18 protein-coding genes are annotated in these 18999 nt (G+C 67.3%); 9 read left to right on the top strand and 9 right to left on the bottom strand.

Annotated features, from left to right (window positions below; all coding sequences use genetic code 11):
- The first annotated feature begins 256 nt into the window (after positions 1–256).
- The 7 genes from hutU to AC1RQK_RS33705 all read left to right on the top strand — a co-directional run bounded on the left by hutU (position 257) and on the right by AC1RQK_RS33705 (position 8230).
- Positions 257–1942, top strand: a complete 1686-nt coding sequence (gene hutU, locus AC1RQK_RS33735; protein WP_492375388.1) for a urocanate hydratase — start codon at positions 257–259, stop codon at positions 1940–1942.
- A gap of 2 nt (positions 1943–1944) precedes the next feature.
- Complete coding sequence (hutH, locus tag AC1RQK_RS33730; protein ID WP_492375389.1) at positions 1945–3477, top strand: histidine ammonia-lyase; 1533 nt, start codon at positions 1945–1947, stop codon at positions 3475–3477.
- Positions 3478–3579: 102 nt separating this feature from the next.
- On the top strand, positions 3580–4980 hold the full coding sequence (locus AC1RQK_RS33725) for an amino acid permease (protein WP_492813723.1): 1401 nt from the start codon (positions 3580–3582) through the stop codon (positions 4978–4980).
- A gap of 185 nt (positions 4981–5165) precedes the next feature.
- Complete coding sequence (locus tag AC1RQK_RS33720) at positions 5166–6473, top strand: MFS transporter (RefSeq protein ID WP_492375391.1); 1308 nt, start codon at positions 5166–5168, stop codon at positions 6471–6473.
- Positions 6470–7426, top strand: coding sequence for a formimidoylglutamase (hutG, locus tag AC1RQK_RS33715; protein ID WP_492375392.1), 957 nt, complete (start codon positions 6470–6472; stop codon positions 7424–7426). The genes AC1RQK_RS33720 and hutG overlap by 4 nt, the downstream gene beginning before the upstream one ends.
- Positions 7427–7538: 112 nt before the next feature.
- A complete protein-coding gene (locus AC1RQK_RS33710) occupies positions 7539–7811 on the top strand; it encodes a type II toxin-antitoxin system Phd/YefM family antitoxin (RefSeq protein WP_492375393.1) in 273 nt (90 codons plus the stop codon).
- On the top strand, positions 7805–8230 hold the full coding sequence (locus AC1RQK_RS33705; protein ID WP_492375394.1) for a type II toxin-antitoxin system VapC family toxin: 426 nt from the start codon (positions 7805–7807) through the stop codon (positions 8228–8230). Before AC1RQK_RS33710 ends, AC1RQK_RS33705 begins: the two co-directional genes overlap by 7 nt.
- Before the next feature lie 106 nt (positions 8231–8336).
- Here the strand turns inward: AC1RQK_RS33705 and AC1RQK_RS33700 are convergent, their stop codons facing one another.
- Entirely contained in the window at positions 8337–10013 is a 1677-nt protein-coding gene (locus tag AC1RQK_RS33700) for an L-lactate permease (RefSeq protein WP_492375395.1), read from the bottom strand.
- A gap of 511 nt (positions 10014–10524) precedes the next feature.
- Here AC1RQK_RS33700 and AC1RQK_RS33695 point away from each other — a divergent pair.
- Positions 10525–11178: a LysE family translocator gene (locus AC1RQK_RS33695; protein WP_043348104.1), complete on the top strand. Its 654-nt coding sequence runs from the start codon at positions 10525–10527 to the stop codon at positions 11176–11178.
- 33 nt (positions 11179–11211) lie between these two features.
- Here the strand turns inward: AC1RQK_RS33695 and AC1RQK_RS33690 are convergent, their stop codons facing one another.
- The 8 genes from AC1RQK_RS33690 to AC1RQK_RS33655 form a co-directional block, all read right to left on the bottom strand.
- Positions 11212–11856 (bottom strand): glutathione S-transferase family protein, encoded by a 645-nt coding sequence (locus AC1RQK_RS33690; RefSeq protein WP_043352127.1) that lies wholly within the window; start codon positions 11854–11856, stop codon positions 11212–11214.
- Between the two features lie 156 nt (positions 11857–12012).
- On the bottom strand, positions 12013–13200 hold the full coding sequence (locus AC1RQK_RS33685) for an aminotransferase-like domain-containing protein (protein ID WP_492375396.1): 1188 nt from the start codon (positions 13198–13200) through the stop codon (positions 12013–12015).
- A gap of 39 nt (positions 13201–13239) precedes the next feature.
- A complete protein-coding gene (locus AC1RQK_RS33680) occupies positions 13240–13569 on the bottom strand; it encodes a DHCW motif cupin fold protein (protein ID WP_043348099.1) in 330 nt (109 codons plus the stop codon).
- Between the two features lie 103 nt (positions 13570–13672).
- A complete protein-coding gene (locus AC1RQK_RS33675) occupies positions 13673–14131 on the bottom strand; it encodes a RidA family protein (RefSeq protein WP_492375397.1) in 459 nt (152 codons plus the stop codon).
- An 11-nt stretch (positions 14132–14142) separates the two neighbouring features.
- Complete coding sequence (locus tag AC1RQK_RS33670) at positions 14143–15081, bottom strand: DMT family transporter (protein ID WP_492813764.1); 939 nt, start codon at positions 15079–15081, stop codon at positions 14143–14145.
- Between the two features lie 76 nt (positions 15082–15157).
- Complete coding sequence (locus tag AC1RQK_RS33665) at positions 15158–15796, bottom strand: LysE family translocator (RefSeq protein ID WP_492813718.1); 639 nt, start codon at positions 15794–15796, stop codon at positions 15158–15160.
- Between the two features lie 17 nt (positions 15797–15813).
- On the bottom strand, positions 15814–16530 hold the full coding sequence (locus AC1RQK_RS33660; protein WP_492375399.1) for an alanyl-tRNA editing protein: 717 nt from the start codon (positions 16528–16530) through the stop codon (positions 15814–15816).
- Between the two features lie 78 nt (positions 16531–16608).
- Positions 16609–17301 carry a VOC family protein gene (locus tag AC1RQK_RS33655; RefSeq protein WP_492813716.1) on the bottom strand — a complete coding sequence of 231 codons (693 nt, stop codon included), beginning with the start codon at positions 17299–17301 and terminating at the stop codon, positions 16609–16611.
- Positions 17302–17511: 210 nt separating this feature from the next.
- Here AC1RQK_RS33655 and AC1RQK_RS33650 point away from each other — a divergent pair, with 210 nt between their 5' ends.
- On the top strand, positions 17512–18933 hold the full coding sequence (locus AC1RQK_RS33650) for an aminotransferase-like domain-containing protein (RefSeq protein WP_492375412.1): 1422 nt from the start codon (positions 17512–17514) through the stop codon (positions 18931–18933).
- The last annotated feature ends 66 nt before the right edge of the window (positions 18934–18999 follow it).

The following is an 18999-nucleotide window of genomic DNA, read 5'->3' as shown; positions in this document are numbered from 1 at the left end:
CGCGCTTGCGCATCGCCGATGTCCGTACTCGCGGGAGGGGCGTCCGTGTCGCGGTGCTTGAGTGCGCGCTCGGAACGGCGCGCACTTTCCGTCGCCTTCATCATTTAAGTATTCATAAGCGCACTTTTTCGTCCATGCCTGCGGCTTATCCTCGGGAATACCCCAATTTATCCGAGCTTGTCTATACAACACTATACATACCTAGCATGGCTGAACAGACCGGTTCGAGCCGGCCTTATTGACCCAAGGAGTTCCCGTGAGCAACACCGACCGCTTTCGCGATGTAGAGATCCGCGCCCCGCGCGGCAACCAACTGAACGCCAAGAGCTGGCAGACCGAAGCGCCGCTGCGCATGTTGATGAACAACCTCGACCCGGAAGTGGCGGAGAACCCCAAGGAGCTGGTGGTGTACGGCGGCATCGGCCGCGCCGCGCGCAACTGGGCGTGCTACGACAAGATCGTCGAGACGCTCAAGACGCTGAACGACGATGAGACCCTGCTGGTGCAGTCCGGCAAGCCGGTTGGCGTGTTCAAGACCCATAGCAACGCGCCGCGCGTGCTGATCGCCAATTCCAACCTGGTGCCGCATTGGGCTACGTGGGAACACTTCAACGAGCTCGACGCCAAGGGCCTGGCCATGTACGGCCAGATGACAGCCGGCAGCTGGATCTATATCGGCAGCCAGGGCATCGTGCAGGGCACCTACGAGACCTTCGTGGAAGCCGGGCGCCAGCACTACAACGGCAACCTCAAGGGCCGCTGGGTGCTGACCGCCGGGCTGGGCGGCATGGGTGGCGCGCAACCGCTGGCCGCCACGCTGGCCGGCGCCTGCTCGCTGAACATCGAGTGCCAGCAGGCCAGCATCGATTTCCGCCTGCGCACCCGCTATGTCGACGAACAGGCCACCGACCTCGATGACGCGCTGGCGCGCATCGCCAGGTACACCGCCGAAGGCCGCGCCGTTTCCATCGCGCTGTGCGCCAACGCCGCCGAAGTGTTGCCCGAACTGGTGCGCCGCGGCGTGCGCCCGGACATGGTCACCGACCAGACCAGCGCGCACGATCCGCTCAACGGCTACCTCCCGGTGGGCTGGACCTGGGGCCAGTACCGCGACCGCGCGCAGACCGAGCCGGCTCGTGTGGTCAAGGCCGCCAAGCAGTCGATGGCGCTGCATGTGCAGGCCATGCTGGACTTCCAGAAGATGGGCGTGCCCACCTTCGACTACGGCAACAACATCCGCCAGATGGCCAAGGAAGAGGGCGTGGCGAATGCCTTCGATTTCCCCGGCTTCGTGCCGGCCTACATCCGCCCGCTGTTCTGCCGCGGTGTCGGCCCGTTCCGCTGGGCCGCGCTGTCGGGCGATCCGCAGGACATCTACAAGACCGACGCCAAGGTCAAGGAGCTGATCCCCGACGATGCGCACCTGCACCGCTGGCTGGACATGGCGCGCGAGCGCATCAGCTTCCAGGGCCTGCCGGCGCGTATCTGCTGGGTCGGCCTGGGCCTGCGTGCCAAGCTTGGCCTGGCGTTCAACGAGATGGTGCGCAGTGGCGAGTTGTCGGCACCGGTGGTGATCGGCCGCGACCACCTCGACTCCGGCTCGGTGGCCAGCCCCAACCGTGAAACCGAAAGCATGAAGGATGGCTCCGACGCCGTGTCCGACTGGCCGCTGCTGAACGCGCTGCTCAATACCGCCAGCGGCGCGACCTGGGTCTCGCTGCATCACGGCGGCGGCGTGGGCATGGGCTTCTCGCAGCATTCGGGCGTGGTGATCGTGTGCGACGGCACCGACGAAGCCGCCGCCCGCATCGCCCGCGTGCTGCACAACGATCCCGCGACCGGCGTGATGCGCCATGCGGATGCCGGCTACGACATCGCCATCGACTGTGCACGAGAGCAGGGCCTGAACCTGCCGATGCTCAACCACAAGAAGGAAGCCTGAACGTGAACGCGCTGAACCTCAAACCTGGTCAACTGACCCTGGCGCAGCTGCGCCAGGCCTATCTGCAGCCGCTGCGCGTGAGCCTGGACAGCGAGGCCGCCGAGGCCATCGCCGCCAGCGTGGCCTGCGTTGAGAACATCGTTGCCGAAGGCCGGACCGCCTACGGCATCAACACCGGCTTCGGCCTGCTGGCGCAGACCCGCATCGCCCGCGAGGACCTGGAGAACCTGCAGCGCTCGCTGGTGCTGTCGCATGCCGCCGGTGTGGGCGAACCGCTGGACGACGCCATGGTCCGGCTGATCATGCTGCTCAAGATCAATAGCCTGGCGCGCGGCTTTTCCGGCATCCGCCGCAAGGTGATCGACGCGCTGATCGCCCTGGTCAATGCCGAGGTCTATCCGCATATCCCGCTCAAGGGCTCGGTGGGCGCCTCTGGCGACCTGGCGCCGCTGGCGCATATGTCGCTGGTGCTGCTGGGCGAAAGCCGTGCCCGCTACCAGGGCGAATGGCTGCCGGCGCGCCAGGCGCTGGCACGTGCCGGCCTGGAGCCGCTGACCCTGGCCGCCAAGGAAGGCCTGGCCCTGCTCAACGGCACCCAGGTATCCACCGCATACGCGCTGCGCGGCCTGTTCGAGGCCGAGGATCTGTTTGCCGCGGCCACGGTCTGCGGCAGCCTCAGCGTCGAGGCCATGCTCGGCTCGCGCGCGCCTTTCGACGCGCGCATTCATGCGGTGCGCGGCCAGCGCGGCCAGATCGATGCGGCCGCCACCTATCGCGATCTGCTGACCGATACCAGCGAGCTGGCGCGTTCGCATGCGCAGTGCGACAAGGTGCAGGATCCCTACTCGCTGCGCTGCCAGCCGCAGGTGATGGGTGCCTGCCTGACGCAATTGCGGCAGGCGGCCGAGGTCCTGGAAGTGGAGGCCAACGCGGTCTCGGACAACCCCTTGGTGTTTGCCGCCGAAGGCGACGTGATCTCGGGCGGCAACTTCCATGCCGAACCGGTGGCGATGGCCGCCGACAACCTGGCGCTGGCCATCGCCGAGATCGGCTCGCTGTCTGAGCGCCGCATCTCGCTGATGATGGATCGCCATATGTCGCAGCTGCCGCCTTTCCTGGTGGCCAACGGGGGCGTCAACTCGGGCTTCATGATCGCCCAGGTCACCGCCGCCGCGCTGGCCAGCGACAACAAGGCACTGGCCCATCCGCACAGCGTCGACAGCCTGCCGACCTCGGCCAACCAGGAGGACCACGTGTCGATGGCGCCGAATGGCGGCAAGCGCCTGTGGGCGATGGCCGAGAACGTGCGCGGCATCCTTGCCGTGGAGTGGCTGGGCGCCTGCCAGGGCCTGGACTTCCGCGAAGGCCTGAAGAGCTCGCCCAAGCTGGAGCAGGCACGCAGCCTGCTGCGCGCCGAAGTGCCCTACTACGAGAAGGACCGCTTCTTCGCGCCGGATATCGAGACCGCGAGCCGGTTGCTGGCGGCCGGCACCCTGAACGCGCTGCTGCCCGCGCGGTTGCTGCCCAGCCTCTGAGGCTTGGGCATGACGCCCGGGGGCGGGACGCCTGCCACGCAGCAGGCCGCAGCCCGCGCCCCGGGCGGACAGAAGACAGAATAATGATTCGGAGACAAATAGATGCAAGAGCAGTCGCAAGGCCTGCAGCGTGGCCTCAGCGCCCGTCATATCCGCTTCATGGCGCTCGGATCGGCCATCGGCACGGGACTTTTCTACGGCTCGGCCTCGGCCATCCAGGCCGCGGGACCGGCGGTGCTGCTGGCCTACGTGATCGGTGGCGCCGCGGTCTACATGGTGATGCGTGCGCTGGGCGAGATGGCGGTGCGCAATCCGGTGGCGGGTTCGTTCGGCCAGTACGCCAGCACCGGCCTGGGACCGCTGGCGGGCTTCCTGCTCGGCTGGACCTATGCCTTCGAGATGATCGTCGTTTGCCTGGCGGACGTGACTGCCTTCGGCATTTACATGGGCTTCTGGTTCCCGGACGTGCCGCGCTGGATCTGGGTGCTCGGCATCGTGTTCCTGATCGGCGGCCTCAACCTGCTCAGCGTCAAGGTGTTCGGTGAGCTGGAGTTCTGGCTTTCGCTGCTGAAGGTCGGCGCCATCGTCGCGATGATCGGCGGCGGTGTTGCCATCATGCTGTTCGGCTTCGGCATGGCCGACAGCGGCGTTGCCACCGGCATCCACAACCTCTGGGCGCACGGCGGCTTCATGCCCAACGGCATTGCCGGCGTGATCGCCTCGTTCGCCGTGGTGATGTTCGCCTTTGGCGGCATCGAGATCATCGGCATCACGGCCGGCGAGGCGCGCGACCCGCAGCGCGTGATTCCGCGTGCGATCAACGCGGTGCCCCTGCGCATCCTGCTGTTCTATGTGCTGACGCTGGCGGTGCTGATGTCTCTCTATCCTTGGCACCGCATCGGCAGCGAGGGCAGCCCCTTTGTGCAGATCTTCAGCCGGCTGGGCATTGGCTCGGCCGCCGCATTGCTCAATGTCGTGGTCATCTCCGCCGCGGTATCCGCCATCAATAGCGACATCTTCGGCGCTGGCCGCATGCTGTATGGCATGGCGGTGCAACGGCAGGCGCCACGCATCTTTGCCAGCGTGTCGCGCAAGGGCGTGCCCTGGATGACGGTAGTGGTGATGGCTTTCGCGCTGCTGGCCGGCGTGGTGCTCAACTACGTAATGCCCGAGGACGTGTTCACGCTGATCGCTTCCATCGCCACCTTTGCCACGGTCTGGGTGTGGCTGATGATCTTGCTGTCGCAGGTCGCCTTGCGCAGGCGCATGAGCCGCGCCGAGGTGGCGGCGCTGAAGTTCCCCGTGCCGTTCTGGCCGGTAGCGCCGCTCGCGGCCATCGCCTTCATGCTGTTCATCTTCGGCGTGCTTGGCTGGTTCCCGCAGACCCGCGCAGCGCTGCTGGTGGGCGCGGCGTGGCTGCTGCTGCTGGTGGTGGCGTGGTGGTGCTGGGGACGGCCGCGCGGCCAGCGGGGGGCGCCTGCTTCCTCCTTTGCGGCGGACTGATACATGCGCGGACCCTGCCTCGGCAGGGTCCGCGTTGCCTGGCATCTGCCTAGCCGGATGCCAGGGTAACCGGCAGCGCGCGCCAGCCCGGCGCGCTGCCGTAGTGGCGCGAAGAACACCCTGTCTGGGTTGCGCTCACCGCCCGCTTGCGGGCGGCCAGGATTATTTTGCTTCGGAGTTACATCATGTCCATTGACAACACCATTCCCGGTATCGCAGCCCAGCATGCCGCCACGGCCCAGCCGCTGTCCAGGTTCAAGTCCATCGCTGCCATTACTATCGGCAATGGCCTGGAGTTCTACGACTTCGTGGTCTACAGCTTCTTCGCCACGCTGATCGGCCGCCTGTATTTCCCGGTATCCGATCCCACCGGGCAGTTGCTGTTGTCTTTCGCCACCTTCGGCGTAGGCTTCCTGATGCGCCCGCTGGGCGGCCTGCTGATCGGCATGTATGCCGACCGCGTCGGGCGCAAGCCGGCGGTGGCGCTGACGCTCTGGCTGATGGGCTTGAGCTCGGTGATCTTCGTGGTGACGCCGACGTATGCGCAGATCGGCATGCTCGCGCCGATCATGATCCTGCTCGCGCGCCTGGTGCAAGGCTTTGCCATCGGCGGGGAGATGGGTGCCTCCACGGCACTGCTGCTGGAATATGCCGACGACCGCTCGCGCGGCTTCTACACCAGCTGGCAGCCGTTTAGCCAGGGCCTGGCGGCGCTGTTCGGCGCGCTGGTTGGCTTGCTGCTCAGCAATGTGCTGGAGCAGCAAGCGCTGGAGGCATGGGGCTGGCGCCTGGCCTTCGTGATTGGCATCCTGGTGATCCCGGTGGGCCTGGTGATTCGCCGCCGCCTGGAAGAGACGGCGCCGGCCGCCGGCGAGTCGGAGCGCGGTTCCACGCTGCAGCTGTTGCGCGAGCACGGGCGTGCGCTGGTGGCCAGCATCCTGCTGATGATCGGCGTGGCTTCGTCGACCTATATCGTGGTGTATTACCTGAGCAACTATGCCGTTAGCCAGCTGCACATGCCGCTGTCGCTGGGCATCTGGGCCGCTTGCGTGGCCGCTGCCGTGCAGGTCGTGCTGTCGCCGTTCGCGGGCTGGCTGAGCGACCGGGTGGGGCGGCGCCCGGTGGTGCTGTGGTCGCGCGTGGCCTTGCTGCTGATGATCTATCCCGCTTTCGTGCTGATCAACGCCGAGCCCAGCCTGACGCGCCTGCTGCTGGTGGTGGGCTGCCTTTCGGTACCGATGTCGATGACGTCGCCCGCGTCGATGGTGCTGGTCAGCGAGGTGCTGCCGCAGCGCATGCGCGCCACCGGCCTGTCGATTGCCTACTGCGTGGCGATTGCCATCTTCGGTGGTTTCGCGCAGTTCTTCTCGACCGAGCTGATCCATCTCACCGCCAATCCCAACGCGCCCGCGTTCTACGTGATCGGCTGCGGCCTGGTCTCGCTGATCGGCCTGGCGATGGTGCCGGAAACCCTGGGCCGCCGCCTGTCATGAGCGAAAGGGATCCGATGGCTGCAGCGCCGGGCAGCATCTGGCGCGGCCGCAGCGATGCGGGCGAGCTGGGCGACACGCGCCGGCTATTCAATGTCGTGCGCGTGCAAGGCGCCGAACGCGTGCCTGGCGCGCCCGTGCTGCTGGGCTTTTGCTGCGACGCCGGCGTGCTGCGCAACCAGGGCCGTCCCGGCGCGGCGGGTGGCCCGCGCGAGATCCGCCGCGCGCTGGCCGGCATCCCGGCCCATGGCCTGGAAGTGTTCCACGATGCGGGCGACGTCGTCTGCCACGATGGCGATCTCGAGACGGCGCAGCAAGCGTTGGCAACAGCGGTCGCGGCCGAACTGGCGCAGGGCGCATTCCCGCTGGTGCTCGGTGGTGGCCACGAGATCGCCTGGGGCACCTGGCAGGGGCTGCGCGCGCATCTCGATGCGCGTGGCGACCACGGCCGCGTGCTGGTGATCAACCTCGATGCGCACTTCGACCTGCGCACCGGTCGTCCCGGCAGTTCGGGCACGCCCTTCGACCAGATCGCGCAGGCCTGCCACGAGCGCGGACAGCGTTTCGAATACGCTTGCCTGGGCGTGAGCCGGCTCGGCAATACCGCCGCGCTGTTCGCGCATGCCAAGGCGCTTGGCGTGCACTACGTCGAGGACGTGCAGATGCAGGAACGGCACCTGGACGCGCGGATTGCCGAGTTGCAGGGGCTGATGGATGCGGTCGATCACGTCTACCTCACGATCGACCTGGACGTGCTGCCGGCGGCAGTGATGCCGGCGGTCTCGGCGCCAGCCCCTTATGGCGTGCCCCTTCCCGTGGTGGAGGAGGTGGTGGCGCAGGTGCGCGCCAGCGGCAAGCTGCGCGTGGCGGACCTGGCGGAGTTCAATCCGCTCTATGACCGTGACACCTGCGGCGCTCGGGCCGCGGCGCGGCTGGCTTACCGGTTGATGGCCTGAGGGCCGTGGTCATCGCCATTGCCATCGCCATTGCCGCAAGGAAAACCCCCGCCGACACTCGGCGGCTCATTCTTGTACAATTGAGTTGTACATTTCGAGCAGGGGGCACGCTATGCAAACCATCCCATTCTCGGAGGCAAGAGCGCATCTCGCTGATGTGCTTCGGGACGCGGAAAGAGGGCAGGAACCGCTGCTGATCTCCCGGCGCGGTGAGCCGGCTGCAGTGCTGATGTCCTGGTCGCAATACCGGCTGCTTGTCGGTTCCACGTCTGGCTTCTTTGGGCGTTTGAGCGAATGGCGCAGCGAGCACGTGCAAGCGGAAGATGAGGTCGACCCTTTCGAGCATGTGCGTCAACCCGGCGACGGGCGTGACTTCACATGGTGAGCGCTGCGAGTTGGCTGCTGGACACCAACATTGTCTCGGAGGCAATGCGGCCAAAGCCGGATGCAGGGGTCATGGCGAATCTGGCCCGATTCGATGGCGAACTGGTTATTCCGGCGCCGGTCTGGCATGAATTACGTTTTGGCTGGCTGCGCATGCCGGATGGCCAGCGCAAGGACGCGGTTGGCCGTTTCGTGCAGGAAGTGGCGGGTAGCCTGCCGGTCTTGCCCTATGACAGCGCCGCGGCACGGATCCATGCCGAGCTACGCAATTCGCGGGAGCGGGCTGGGCTGAGCCTGCCCTTTGTGGATGGACAGATCGCATCCGTCGCGATGGCGCACGGCCTGACCTTGGTGACGCGCAATGTCAGGGATTTTGCCGGGCTGCCGGGCTTGCGGCTGGTCAACTGGTTCGGGGGCTGAGTTCGGGGGCTGAGCGCGGGCTCCGGCGCCCAGCTCCCTTTTCGGCTTCCGTCTGGCCCCGCCCATGCACGAGCGGGGATTTATTCATGGCTGCTGGTTCGCCAGCTCAGTGAATCACCATCTGCGTGAACGGATGCACATAAGCCTGCAGCGTAATGAACAGCCCGACCAAGATCGCCAGCGCGATCGAGTGGAAAAACACATAGCGCAGGATATCGCCTTCGTGCCCGTACCACTTGGTGGCGGTGGACGCCACCACGATGGACTGCGCATCGATCATCTTGCCCATCACACCGCCCGAGCTGTTGGCCGAGGCCATCAGGATCGGCGATAGGCCCAGCTGCTCGGCCGTGGTTTTCTGCAGGCCGCCAAAAAGCACGTTGGAGGCGGTGTCGGACCCGGTCAGCGCCACGCCCAGCCAGCCCAGCATGGTGCCAAACAGCGGGTAGAGCACGCCGGTGTGAGCAAAGGCCAGGCCCAGCGTGGCATCCAGGCCCGAGTAACGGGTCAGGTAGCCCACGCCGAACATCGCGCAGATGGTCAGCAGCGAATATTTCACCAGCTTGATGGTCTCCCAGTATTCCTTGATGAGGCGCGGCACCGAGTAGCCCATCAGCAGGCCGCCGAGAATGCCGGAGACCAGGATGCCGGTGCCGGCCATCGACAACACGTTGAACGTGAAGACCGCGCCTTCGGCAGTGGCCTTCGGCACCACCGGCGGCACCTTTAACACGGCTTTGTCCAGGCCGGGGATGGGGAATTTCCATTGCCACAGGCCGTCCATCAGCTTCTTGAATTCCGGCACGCCCCAGACAAAGACGAACACGGTCAGGATCACCCAGGGCATCCAGGCCTTGACCACCGAGATGCCGGCGGAGGCGGCGCTGGCGCGGGCTTCGGCGGCTACCGCTTCGGGGTCGTCGACCTTGGAGTCGTCCCTGCGGCCGAGGATGCGCGTGGAGGTCCAGATTTCCTTGGGCTTCCAGACCTTCAGGAACAGCGTCAGGCAGCCCATCGACACCAGCGCGGCAATCACGTCCACCAGCCAGGGGCCGTGGTAATTCGACACCAGGAACTGCGGCACGGCAAAGGTGACGCCGGCCACCAGGATCGCCGGCCAGATCGCCAGCATGCCGCGGAAGCCGGCAAAGGCCCAGATCAGCCAGAACGGCACGAGTACCGAGAAGAAGGGCAGCTGCCGGCCGACCATGGCCGAGAGGTGCAGCAGGTCCAGGCCCGTCACCGCGGACAGGCCGATCAACGGCGCGCCCAGCGCGCCGAAGGCCACCGGCGCGGTATTGGCGATCAGCGCCAGGCCGGATGCCGCCAGTGGCGAAAAACCGAGGCCGATCAGGATGGCGCCGGTGACCGCCACCGGCGTGCCGAAGCCGGCGGCGCCTTCGAAGAAAGCGCCAAAGCTGAAGGCCACCAGCAGCAGTTGCAGGCGCCGGTCTTCGGTGATGCCGGAGATCGAGTTCTGCAGCACCTTGAAGGAGCCGTTGATGGTGGTCAGCCGGTGCAGGAAGATGATGTTCAGCACGATCCAGCCGATCGGGAACAGGCCCGATACGATGCCCAGGCCGGCGGCCTTGCCAGCCATGTCGGCGGGCATGCCGAATACCGCGGAAGCGATGACCACGCCTACCACGAGCGCCAGCCCGGCGGCCAGGTGGGCCTGCAGGTGAAAGAAGGCTAGCGCCGCCAGCAGTACGGCGACGGGAATCCCCGCGGCCAGCGTGGACAATGCCAGGCTGCCTAGCGGGTCATAGACTTGGGTCCACACGATGAGTCCTCCTCGGGTTGGGGCGACAGGTTGCTTTTGTATTAGAGGCCATTTCAAAAAGATTCTGGCGTCGTTGCGCGGCCTTGCCGTACCCCCTTGTACTGTCTGCGACCGCGCGCCTAGCCAGAACCGCTTCGCTTCATTTTGAAACGGCCTCTTAGGCCCAGGCTGCCGCGTCGTCTTCTTGTCCGGGCGCGCATTGCGAACCTGCCAAGCTGTCAACCGCGCGACCAGCAAACTTCGGATTTTATGGATGGGTTCCTGCCGCGCTGCCCTAAATCCAGTCACCGTCATCGTGAGCAGGATTCATGGATCAGGGTTTGCCTGGGGGCAGGTTGGCGCACTCGCTGCCTTATTGGCAGAGTACTCCAAACCACTCGATACGCAAATGTATGCTGGCCAGGCCCGTGGTGGCAGAATGTGCCGGTCGTCCTTTTACGCCTTGGCGCTGTCGATAAGCCGGCCGACCGGGCATGAAAGGTGGCGTTCCTGTTTCTGGAGGAGCATTGCCATGCTGCACATCCTTCCCGGCGGTCACGTGCTTGCCGCTTTCCTGCTGTCCAGCCTGTTGCTTGCGGTGACGCCGGGGCCGGCGGTGATCTACATCGTTGCGCGCACGCTGTCGCTAGGCCGGCTTGCGGGCCTGGCTTCGGTGACGGCCGTGGTGTTGGGCAACCTGGTCAATGTGCTGGCGGCCGCGCTGGGGCTGGCGGCGCTGTTCGCGGTATCGTCTCTGGCCTTTGCCGTGATGAAGTACGCCGGCGCGGCCTACCTGGTCTACCTGGGGGTGCGGGCGCTGCGCGCGCGACCGGCCGCTGCTGCGCAGGCGGACCCGGCTGCTGGCAGCGCCGGGCTGCGGCGGGTGTTTCGCGATGGCTTCGTGGTGGCCTTGTTCAACCCCAAGACCACATTGTTCTTCGCGGCCTTCCTGCCGCAGTTCATGGATCCCGCCATCGCGGCGCTGCCGCAGAGCGTGGCCCTGGGCGGCACCTTCGTCCTGATCGCCGCCACCACCGATTGCTGCTATGTGCTGGCCGCGGCGGCGTTGTTGCCGCTGCTCGCGCGCGCCAGGGGCGCGCAGGCCGTGGGCCGCTACCTGACGGGCGGCGCGCTGATCGGGCTGGGGGTGCTGGCCGCGGTGTCGGGCGGGCGCAACAGCAAGTAAATCAGCCAGTAAATCAGCAAATAAGGGGGCGGCTCAGACCAGCGGCAACGTCAGGATGGTGCGGGCGGCAGGCCGTGCACGCATGGCCGCTGCCCAGCGCTCAAGGTGCGGGCGGGGCTGGTGTGTGACCGGCAGGCCCAGCCAGCGGTGGGCGGCGCAGGCAACCGGGATGTCGGCCATGGTGAAGCGGTCGCCGCAGATGAACTCACGCTGCGCCAGGGCTTCGTCGAGCCGGGCCGCGAGCGGTTCGGTGCGTTCCAGGGAGCGGGCGATCAGGTCGGGGTCGCGCTGCTCGGCGGGCAGCCGCACCAGGTGGCGGAATGCGTCGACCATGGCCGGGCTGAAGGCGTTGGTCTGCCAGTCCATCCAGCGGTCGGCCAGCGCGCGCGCCTTGACGTTGCCGGGCCACAGGGTGTCCTCGCCGTCGTGCGCGCACAGGTAGCGCACGATGGCGTTGGATTCCCACAGCACAAAAGGCTCGCCGCCCACGTCGGTGCCGCGGAAATCCTCGATCACCGGGATGCTGCGGTCGGGGTTGAGCCGGACATAGGCCTCGGTGTCGAGGTCGCCCTCGCTGACGCCAATGTCGATGCGTTCGTGGTCCAGGTGCAGCTCGCGCGCGCACCAGACCACTTTTTGCACGTTGATCGATGAGAGTCGACCCCAGATACGCAGCACGAAACCCTTCTCCTCAAGGCGTGGGCCGCGCATGCGCAATGCCTGCGCGTTCGCGGCCCGGACTGACAGGCGATGGCCATTATCTTGCCATGAAGCCCGCCAGCCCGGTATCAGTCAGGAGACGTATCCGTGCCACGCGTGTCGCTCAAGCGACGCTCAGGCGGCCTTGGCTTGCGGCGCGTGCTTGGCGATGGCTTCGCGGAACAGCGTGCCGAGGATGGCCACGCCTTGCTCGATGCGCTCCGGCGCCACCGTGACAAAGGCCAGGCGCAGCGCATTGCGGCGCGGGTTGCTGGCGTAGAACGGCGCGCCCGGCACATAGGCCACATTGCGCTTGACCGCTTCTTGCAGGATCTCCATGCTGTCCAGGCCCTCGGGCAGCTCCATCCAGATGAACATGCCGCCTTCCGGCGCGTTCCAGGTCACGCCTTCCGGCATGTGGCGCGCGAGCGAATCCAGCATGGCCTGGCACTGCGCCGCGTAGAGCGTGCGGATGGTGGGGATATGCGAGTCCAGCAAGCCATCGCGCACCACTTCATAGGCAAGGCGCTGGGTGAAGCTGGGCGTATGCAGGTCCGACGCCTGCTTGGCCTGGCACAGCTTGAAGTGCAGCTCGGGCGGGGCGATCACAAAGCCCAGGCGCAGGCCGGGGGCCAGGATCTTGGAGAACGAGCCCATGTAGATCACGCCGTCGGGGTTCATCGACAGCAGGCTCGGCAACTGGTCGCCGCGATAGCTCAGTTCGCCGTAGGGATCATCCTCGACCAGCAGCACGCCGAGCTCGCGGGCGCGGGCCACCAGGGCCTGGCGGCGCTCCAGCGGCATGCGCCGCCCGGTGGGGTTCTGGAAGTTGGGCAGGGCGTAGAGGAAGCGCGCGCCAGCGGTCAGCTCGGGCGTGAGCGATTCCGGCAGCAGGCTCTTGTCGTCGCCCGGCACCGAGACGAACTCGGGCTCGAACAGCGAGAAGGCTTGCAGCGCGCCAAGGTAGCTGGGCGTTTCCACCAGCACCGGGCTGCCCGGGTCGATCAACACCTTGGCGATCAGGTCCAGCGCCTGCTGCGAGCCGGTGGTGATCAGCACGCGCTCCACGTCCACGTGATGGCGCTTGGCGATGAATTCGCGCAGCGGCATGTAGCCTTCGGTGGCGGCGTACTGCAGGGCGGCTTGCGGGTTGTCGGCGAAGATCCGGGCCACCGCCTGTTCCATGGCCGCTACCGGGAAGGTGGCCGGCGACGGCAGGCCGCCCGCGAAGGAAATAACTTCCGGACGCTCGGTCACTTTCAGGATTTCGCGGATAGCCGAGCTGGTCAGCTGTTGCGCCCGGCGGGAAATGGCCCAGTTCATGATGTTCTCTTGGTGTGTGGGGAGTCGGGTTGGCTCGACTCAGTCAACGATAAAAAGCCGCGCCCCGGTCGGGGTGGACGAACGGTGCGGCTCGGCCTGGTCGGCGACCTGGTAGCTCGTGCCCGCGCGGAGCACGAAATGCCGGCCGTCTTCCAGCTCGGTATGCAACTCGCCTTCCAGCACAAAAAGGATGTGCCCTTTGGTGCACCAGTGATCGGCGAGATACCCGGCAGAATACTCCACCATGCGAACGCGGATGTCGCCGAACTGGCGGGTGCGCCAGAGGGCTTCCCCGGTGTCGCCGGGGTGGCGGGTCGGGGTGATGTCGGACCAGTCGGTGGTGCCGAAAGGCAGGTTGTCGATGCGCATGGGTGGGCGGTGCCTTCAGTTGGTTGGGCGCAGGGCGGGGGTATCCCCCGGTCCCTGGCCTGACTTCCATTCACTTGGTTCTGCTTTCTTGCTTCACGCCGGCTTACTTCACTTCGACGATCATCTCGATCTCGACGCAGGCGCCCAGCGGGACCTGCGCTACGCCAAAGGCGCTGCGGGCATGCTTGCCGGCTTCGCCGAAGACTTCCGCCAGCAACTCCGAGGCGCCGTTGGTCACCAGGTGCTGCTCGGTGAAGTCTTCCGTGGAGTTGACCAGGCTCATCACCTTGACGATGCGGGTGACGCGGTCCAGGTCGCCGCCCAGGTGGGTGTTCAGCGTGGCCAGCAGGTCCACGGCGATGGCGCGAGCGGCAACCTTGCCGTCTTCGGTGCCAAGGTCCTTGCCCAGCTTGCCTACCCAGGGTTTGCCATCCTTGCGGGCAATGTGGCCCGAAAGGAACACGGTGTTGCCGGTTTGCGCGGCCATGACGTAGGCGGCGGCCGGTGCGCCAGCGGTCGGCAGTGCGATGCCGAGGCGGGCAAGGGTGTCGTGAACGGACATAGGGTCTCCAGTCAGAGGGATCGTGCCGTAGGGGCAGGGTGGGGTTCTTCGGCGGCGGGCGCGGGCATGGGACTCGCGGGGGCGCTGCGCACGGCGGTCCGGCGGCCCAGGGCTACCACGCCGATCACCGCCACCGCAAACGCCAGGGTGACGGCATCAAGCGGTTCGGCCAGCAGCAGGGCGCCGCCCGCCAGCGTGAGGAACGGCTGCAGCAATTGTATCTGCCCGACGCGCGCCACGCCGCCTTTTGCGAGCCCGGCGTACCAGAACAGGAAGCCGATGAACATCGAGAATACGGAAACATAGCCCATGCCGAGCCAGGCGCGCGGCGAGGCGGCTGCGATCTGGCCGGCATGCGCAAGCCCCAGCCAGGCCACCACCGGCAGCAGCAGCGGCAGTGCCACGGCCAGCGCCCAGCTGATGGTTTCCAGCCCGCCAAGCTCGCGCGACAGCTTGCCGCCCTCGGCATAGCCCAGCGCACCCAGCACCATCGCCGCGAACAGCAGCCAGTCGGCATGCTGCAGCCCGCCGGCGCCTTGCCACAGGGCAAAGGCGACCACCAGCGCACTGCCGGCGGCGGCCGACAGCCAGAACGCCGGCGATGGCCGCTCGCGGCCGAACCAGGCGGCGAAGACCGCCGTGGCCAGCGGCAGCAGGCCGGTAATGATGGCGCCGTGGCCGGCCGGCACTTCACGCATGGCCAGTGAGGAAAACAGCGGAAAGCCCACCACCACGCCCAGCGAGGTCACCCCCAGGGGCCACCACTGGCCGCCCCGGGGACGGCGCGCGCGGGCGAACGCGCCGCGCTGCCACAGCAGCACCAGCGCCAGCAGCGCAGCCACCACCGCACGGCCGAGCGCGACGAAGGTGGCGTCCAGCTCGGCCACCGCCATGCGCGTGAAGGGCAAGGTCTGGCTGAACACGGCCACGCCGGCTAAGCCGAGCAGCATGCCGCCGCCGTGGGTGTCGGCAGGGGCGCTAGCGATGGGTTGGACAGAGGTGGTTTTGGCAGCCATGGCGTTTGAATTAGTGCAGGGTGGGCCGGCCAGCCAGCGCAATCCACAGCGCCGTGAGTGCCAGCGCCAGGCCCATTGCGCGGTTGAACCAGCGGATGCGGTGGCCCACCTGCAGCCATTGCCGCAGCGTGGCGCCAATCACGCCGTACACGCCATTGCTGACAAAGCCGAACACGCCGAACACCGCGCACACCAGCACGGCCCGATGCACCGGCGACTGCGCGCCCGCCATATACGAGGCGGCTGTAGCCAGCGCCAGCATCCACGCCTTGATATTGGCGTACTGCAGCACGGCCGACTGCCACACCGACAGCGGGCGCAGCACCTGCTTGTCCGACAGCACGCTGCTGCGCGCCAGTTTGAGCGCCAGCCACAGCAGGTAGAGCACGCCGGCGGCATGCACCAGCAGCGCTAGCGCCGGGCTGGCCAGGATCAGCGCGCCCACGCCCGCCGCGCACAGCGCCAGGATGCTGGCAAAGCCGAACGCGACGCCCACGCAGTGCGGCAGCGTGGCGCGCAGGCCAAAGTTGGCGCCGGTGACCGCGGCAATCGTCGTGTTGGGGCCGGGCGTGAAGGCGCCGACTGCCATGAGCGACAGCAGCGCGGCGAACTGGGCGGCCGACAGCCCGGTGAGCAGAGCGGGATCCATCTATCGTCCTGCCACTCTCACGCAGCGAACTGCACGACCACGCGGCGGTTGGTGCGGCTCTTCTTCTCGATCTTGGTCACCAGCACGGCGCCGATCTCGCCGGTGGCCGCCACATGGGTGCCACCGCAAGGCTGGCGGTCCACGCCGGGGATGTCGATGATGCGGATGACGCCGCTGCCCGCGGGCGGCGCCGCGCCCACCGTGCGCACCAGCTCGGGCTGCTCGGCGAGTTGCTCGGACGTGATGCGCTCCACCTGCACCCGGCTGTCGGCGCCGATTAGCGCATTGAGCTGCTCGGTGAGCACGGCCTTGTCGAGCGTGGATTCCGGCAGGTCGAAGTCGATGCGTGCCGAGTCGGGCGAGATGCCGCAGCCGGTCACTGGCACCGGGATCAGCGAGCCCAGCAGGTGCAGGCAGGTATGCAGCCGCATCAGCCGGTGGCGGCGCTCCCAGTCGATCGTGACGGCCACGATGTCGCCCGCCTCCGGCAGCGCCGTACCCGGCGCCGGGACGTGCAGGATATGGCTGCGGTCCGGGGCGTACACGGTTTCCAGCAGTGCGATGGTCGCGCCGTTGGCCAGCTTGAGCGTGCCGGTATCGCCCGCCTGGCCGCCGCTGCGCGCGTAGCACACGGTCTGGTCGAGCTCGATGCCGTCAGCGTGCACGGCTACCACGGTGGCGGTGCAGCTGCCGAGATAGGCGTCGTCGTCGAAGCGTTTGCGGGTGGCAGACATCAGAGGGGCTCCTTGGCGGTTGTTCTTGTTGCGACAGTATTTCTTGTGTCTTGCTGCGTGCGTCTTGCGGCGTGCGGCTCAGCGCAGCGTGCGCACGCCATCGGGCGTTTCTATCTCCGCGCTCAGTTCCGCGAGCGTGGATGCTTCCGGGACGAACCGGGTGCCGCCCAGCCATTGCAAGGCCTCCGCGAGCCGCGCGGCCTGTGGATGGCGTGCCCGCAGCGAGCGCAGCGCCAGGCCCTGGTTCGGCAGCCGGGACGACGGATGGGTCGAGACATCCCACTGGATCAGCGTGGGGAGGATGCCGTCGCCCGGCGTCGCCGGGCCGTCCGTGCCATCCGCATCGTCAGCCGGCCACGCGGGCAGGCTGCCGTCTTGCGGCACGGTGATGCGCCAGCGCAGGTCGCCACGGGTCATCGGGATGACCGGCGGGATGCGCGTGGGGTACTGCGCCTGCCACAGGGACAGGTCGGTGGGGCGTTCCACCCGCGCAACCCAGTGCATCAGGAAGGGACCATGGCGCAGCCGGGCCTGCACGGCCTCGGTGTCCAGGCCAAACCAGCGCGGCCGCGTGGGGGCCGGTGCCTCGGGGTCGATGGCGATGACTTCCAGGTAGATGCCGCCGAACAGGCCGAGCAGGCAATTGTGGGTGCCCATGCCAGGGTGCGCGCCGCCCGGCTGGGGCGTCACGCCGAGCGCGTCGGCGACATGCTGCGCCCCCGCTTCAAGCGTGGGGGCGGCGATCACGAGATGGTCGAGGGCAATTGTCATTGTGTGTTGATGGTAGACAAGGTTGTCGGTACAGTACCGATACAGTTATGCAGAACATTCTCAGTACAGTGGCGGGAGCAAGGCATGAACAGCAGGGAACCGGTTGCGCCAGGGCTCAAGGATAAAGGAGCCGGGGCAGGCAAGCAGGAGGGCGCGGCTTTCCACGCTGGCGAAGAGGCTGGCGAGCAGGTGCGCTCATTGCGCCTGGTCATGCCGCCCCCCACCGAGCGCATGCCCGACCCTGTGCCCTCGGCGCAGATGACGCTGGTGGAGCAGTTGACCGAGTGGGCGCGGCTGCGCATCGACGAGCGGGTCTTCCGCGCCGGCATGCGCATGCCCTCGATTCGCCAGCTTGCGCAGGAAAAGGGCATCTCGCGCTTCACCGTGGTCGAGGCCTATGAGCGGCTGGTGGCGCTGGGCTACCTCGAATCCCGCCGCGGCTCGGGCTTCTACGTGCGCGAGCGCACGCCGCAAGTGGTGCCGGTGGCCCCGGTCTCGACCGGCGCGCGCAACATCGACGTAACCTGGCTGCTGCGCAGCATGTTCCACTCGACCGAGCCGCATAAGTCTCCGGGGATGGGCTTCCTGCCCAACGACTGGCTCGACGGCGACCTGATCGCCAGCGCGCTGCGCGGGCTGGGCCGCCAGCCGGGCAGCCATTTCCTGGCCAGTGGCACGCCGCAGGGCTTCCTGCCTTTGCGCCAGCAACTGCGCAACCGCCTGGCCGAACTGGAGATCGGCGCCACCCCCGAGCAGATCGTGCTTACCTCCGGCATCACCCAGGCGCTCGACCTGATCGCGCGGCTCTACCTGCGCCCCGGCGACGCCGTGCTGGTGGGCGACCCGGCGTGGTTCGTCATGTTCGGCCGCTTCGCCGCCCAGGGCGCGCAGCTGATCGGCATGCCTTACACCGCCGAGGGCCCGGACCTGGAGGCGCTGGAGCGCATCCTGCAGGCGCGCCGCCCGCGCCTGATGGTGATCAACTCGGTGCTGCACAACCCCACCGGCACCTCGCTGTCGGCCGCCAAGGCCTTCCAGCTGCTGCGCCTCGCCGAGCAGTACGACCTGCTGATCGTCGAGGACGACATCTATTGCGACCTGTGCCCGCCAGGTCACTCCGCCACCCGGCTGGCCAGCCTGGACCAGCTGCGCCGGGTGATCTACCTGGGCAGCTTTTCCAAGACGCTGGCCGCCAATCTGCGCGTGGGCTTTATCGCCGCCCATCCGGAGCTGGTCGCCAGCCTGACCGACAGCAAGCTGCTGGCGGGCCTGGCCTCGCCGGAGATCAACGAGCGCGTGCTGTACAAGGTGTTGACCGAAGGCCATTACCGCAAGCACGTGGAGCGCGTGCGCAACCGGCTTGACCGGGCGCGCGACGAGACCCGGCGCACCATTGAGCGGATGGGCCTGTCGCTCTTTGCAGGCCAGCACGCCGGCATGTACCTGTGGGCGGACACCGGGCGCGATACCAACGCCATCGCCGTCGCCGGGCATGAGGAGGGCTACCTGTTCGCCCCCGGCAGCTTGTTCTCGCCGTCGCAGATGCCGTCCGGCTGGATGCGCTTCAATGTGGCTAGCAGCCAGGACCCTGCCATGCTGGCCTTCCTGGCGCGCCAGCTGGAGCGGCGCTAACCGGGGCCTAACCTGGTCCTAGCCGGGCCATGTCTTGAAAACCGGTCGGATGCCCTTATGTCTCGG

It is taken from the genome of Cupriavidus sp. GW822-FHT02D05 (genome assembly GCF_058802485.1).
Note: the sequence above shows the minus strand (reverse complement) of the source record. Positions and strands in the feature narration are given on the sequence as shown.

Coding starts and splice junctions, on each gene's coding strand:
- AC1RQK_RS33650 (WP_492375412.1), top strand. CDS start 17,512: ATGCCGCCCCCCACCGAGCGCATGCCCGACCCTGTGCCCTCGGCGCAG.
- AC1RQK_RS33675 (WP_492375397.1), bottom strand. CDS start 14,131: ATGTCCGTTCACGACACCCTTGCCCGCCTCGGCATCGCACTGCCGACC.
- AC1RQK_RS33720 (WP_492375391.1), top strand. CDS start 5,166: ATGTCCATTGACAACACCATTCCCGGTATCGCAGCCCAGCATGCCGCC.
- AC1RQK_RS33670 (WP_492813764.1), bottom strand. CDS start 15,081: ATGCTGCTCGGCTTAGCCGGCGTGGCCGTGTTCAGCCAGACCTTGCCC.
- AC1RQK_RS33710 (WP_492375393.1), top strand. CDS start 7,539: ATGCAAACCATCCCATTCTCGGAGGCAAGAGCGCATCTCGCTGATGTG.
- hutG (WP_492375392.1), top strand. CDS start 6,470: ATGAGCGAAAGGGATCCGATGGCTGCAGCGCCGGGCAGCATCTGGCGC.
- AC1RQK_RS33680 (WP_043348099.1), bottom strand. CDS start 13,569: ATGCGCATCGACAACCTGCCTTTCGGCACCACCGACTGGTCCGACATC.
- AC1RQK_RS33695 (WP_043348104.1), top strand. CDS start 10,525: ATGCTGCACATCCTTCCCGGCGGTCACGTGCTTGCCGCTTTCCTGCTG.
- AC1RQK_RS33655 (WP_492813716.1), bottom strand. CDS start 17,301: ATGACAATTGCCCTCGACCATCTCGTGATCGCCGCCCCCACGCTTGAA.
- AC1RQK_RS33660 (WP_492375399.1), bottom strand. CDS start 16,530: ATGTCTGCCACCCGCAAACGCTTCGACGACGACGCCTATCTCGGCAGC.
- AC1RQK_RS33725 (WP_492813723.1), top strand. CDS start 3,580: ATGCAAGAGCAGTCGCAAGGCCTGCAGCGTGGCCTCAGCGCCCGTCAT.
- AC1RQK_RS33665 (WP_492813718.1), bottom strand. CDS start 15,796: ATGGATCCCGCTCTGCTCACCGGGCTGTCGGCCGCCCAGTTCGCCGCG.
- AC1RQK_RS33685 (WP_492375396.1), bottom strand. CDS start 13,200: ATGAACTGGGCCATTTCCCGCCGGGCGCAACAGCTGACCAGCTCGGCT.
- AC1RQK_RS33705 (WP_492375394.1), top strand. CDS start 7,805: ATGGTGAGCGCTGCGAGTTGGCTGCTGGACACCAACATTGTCTCGGAG.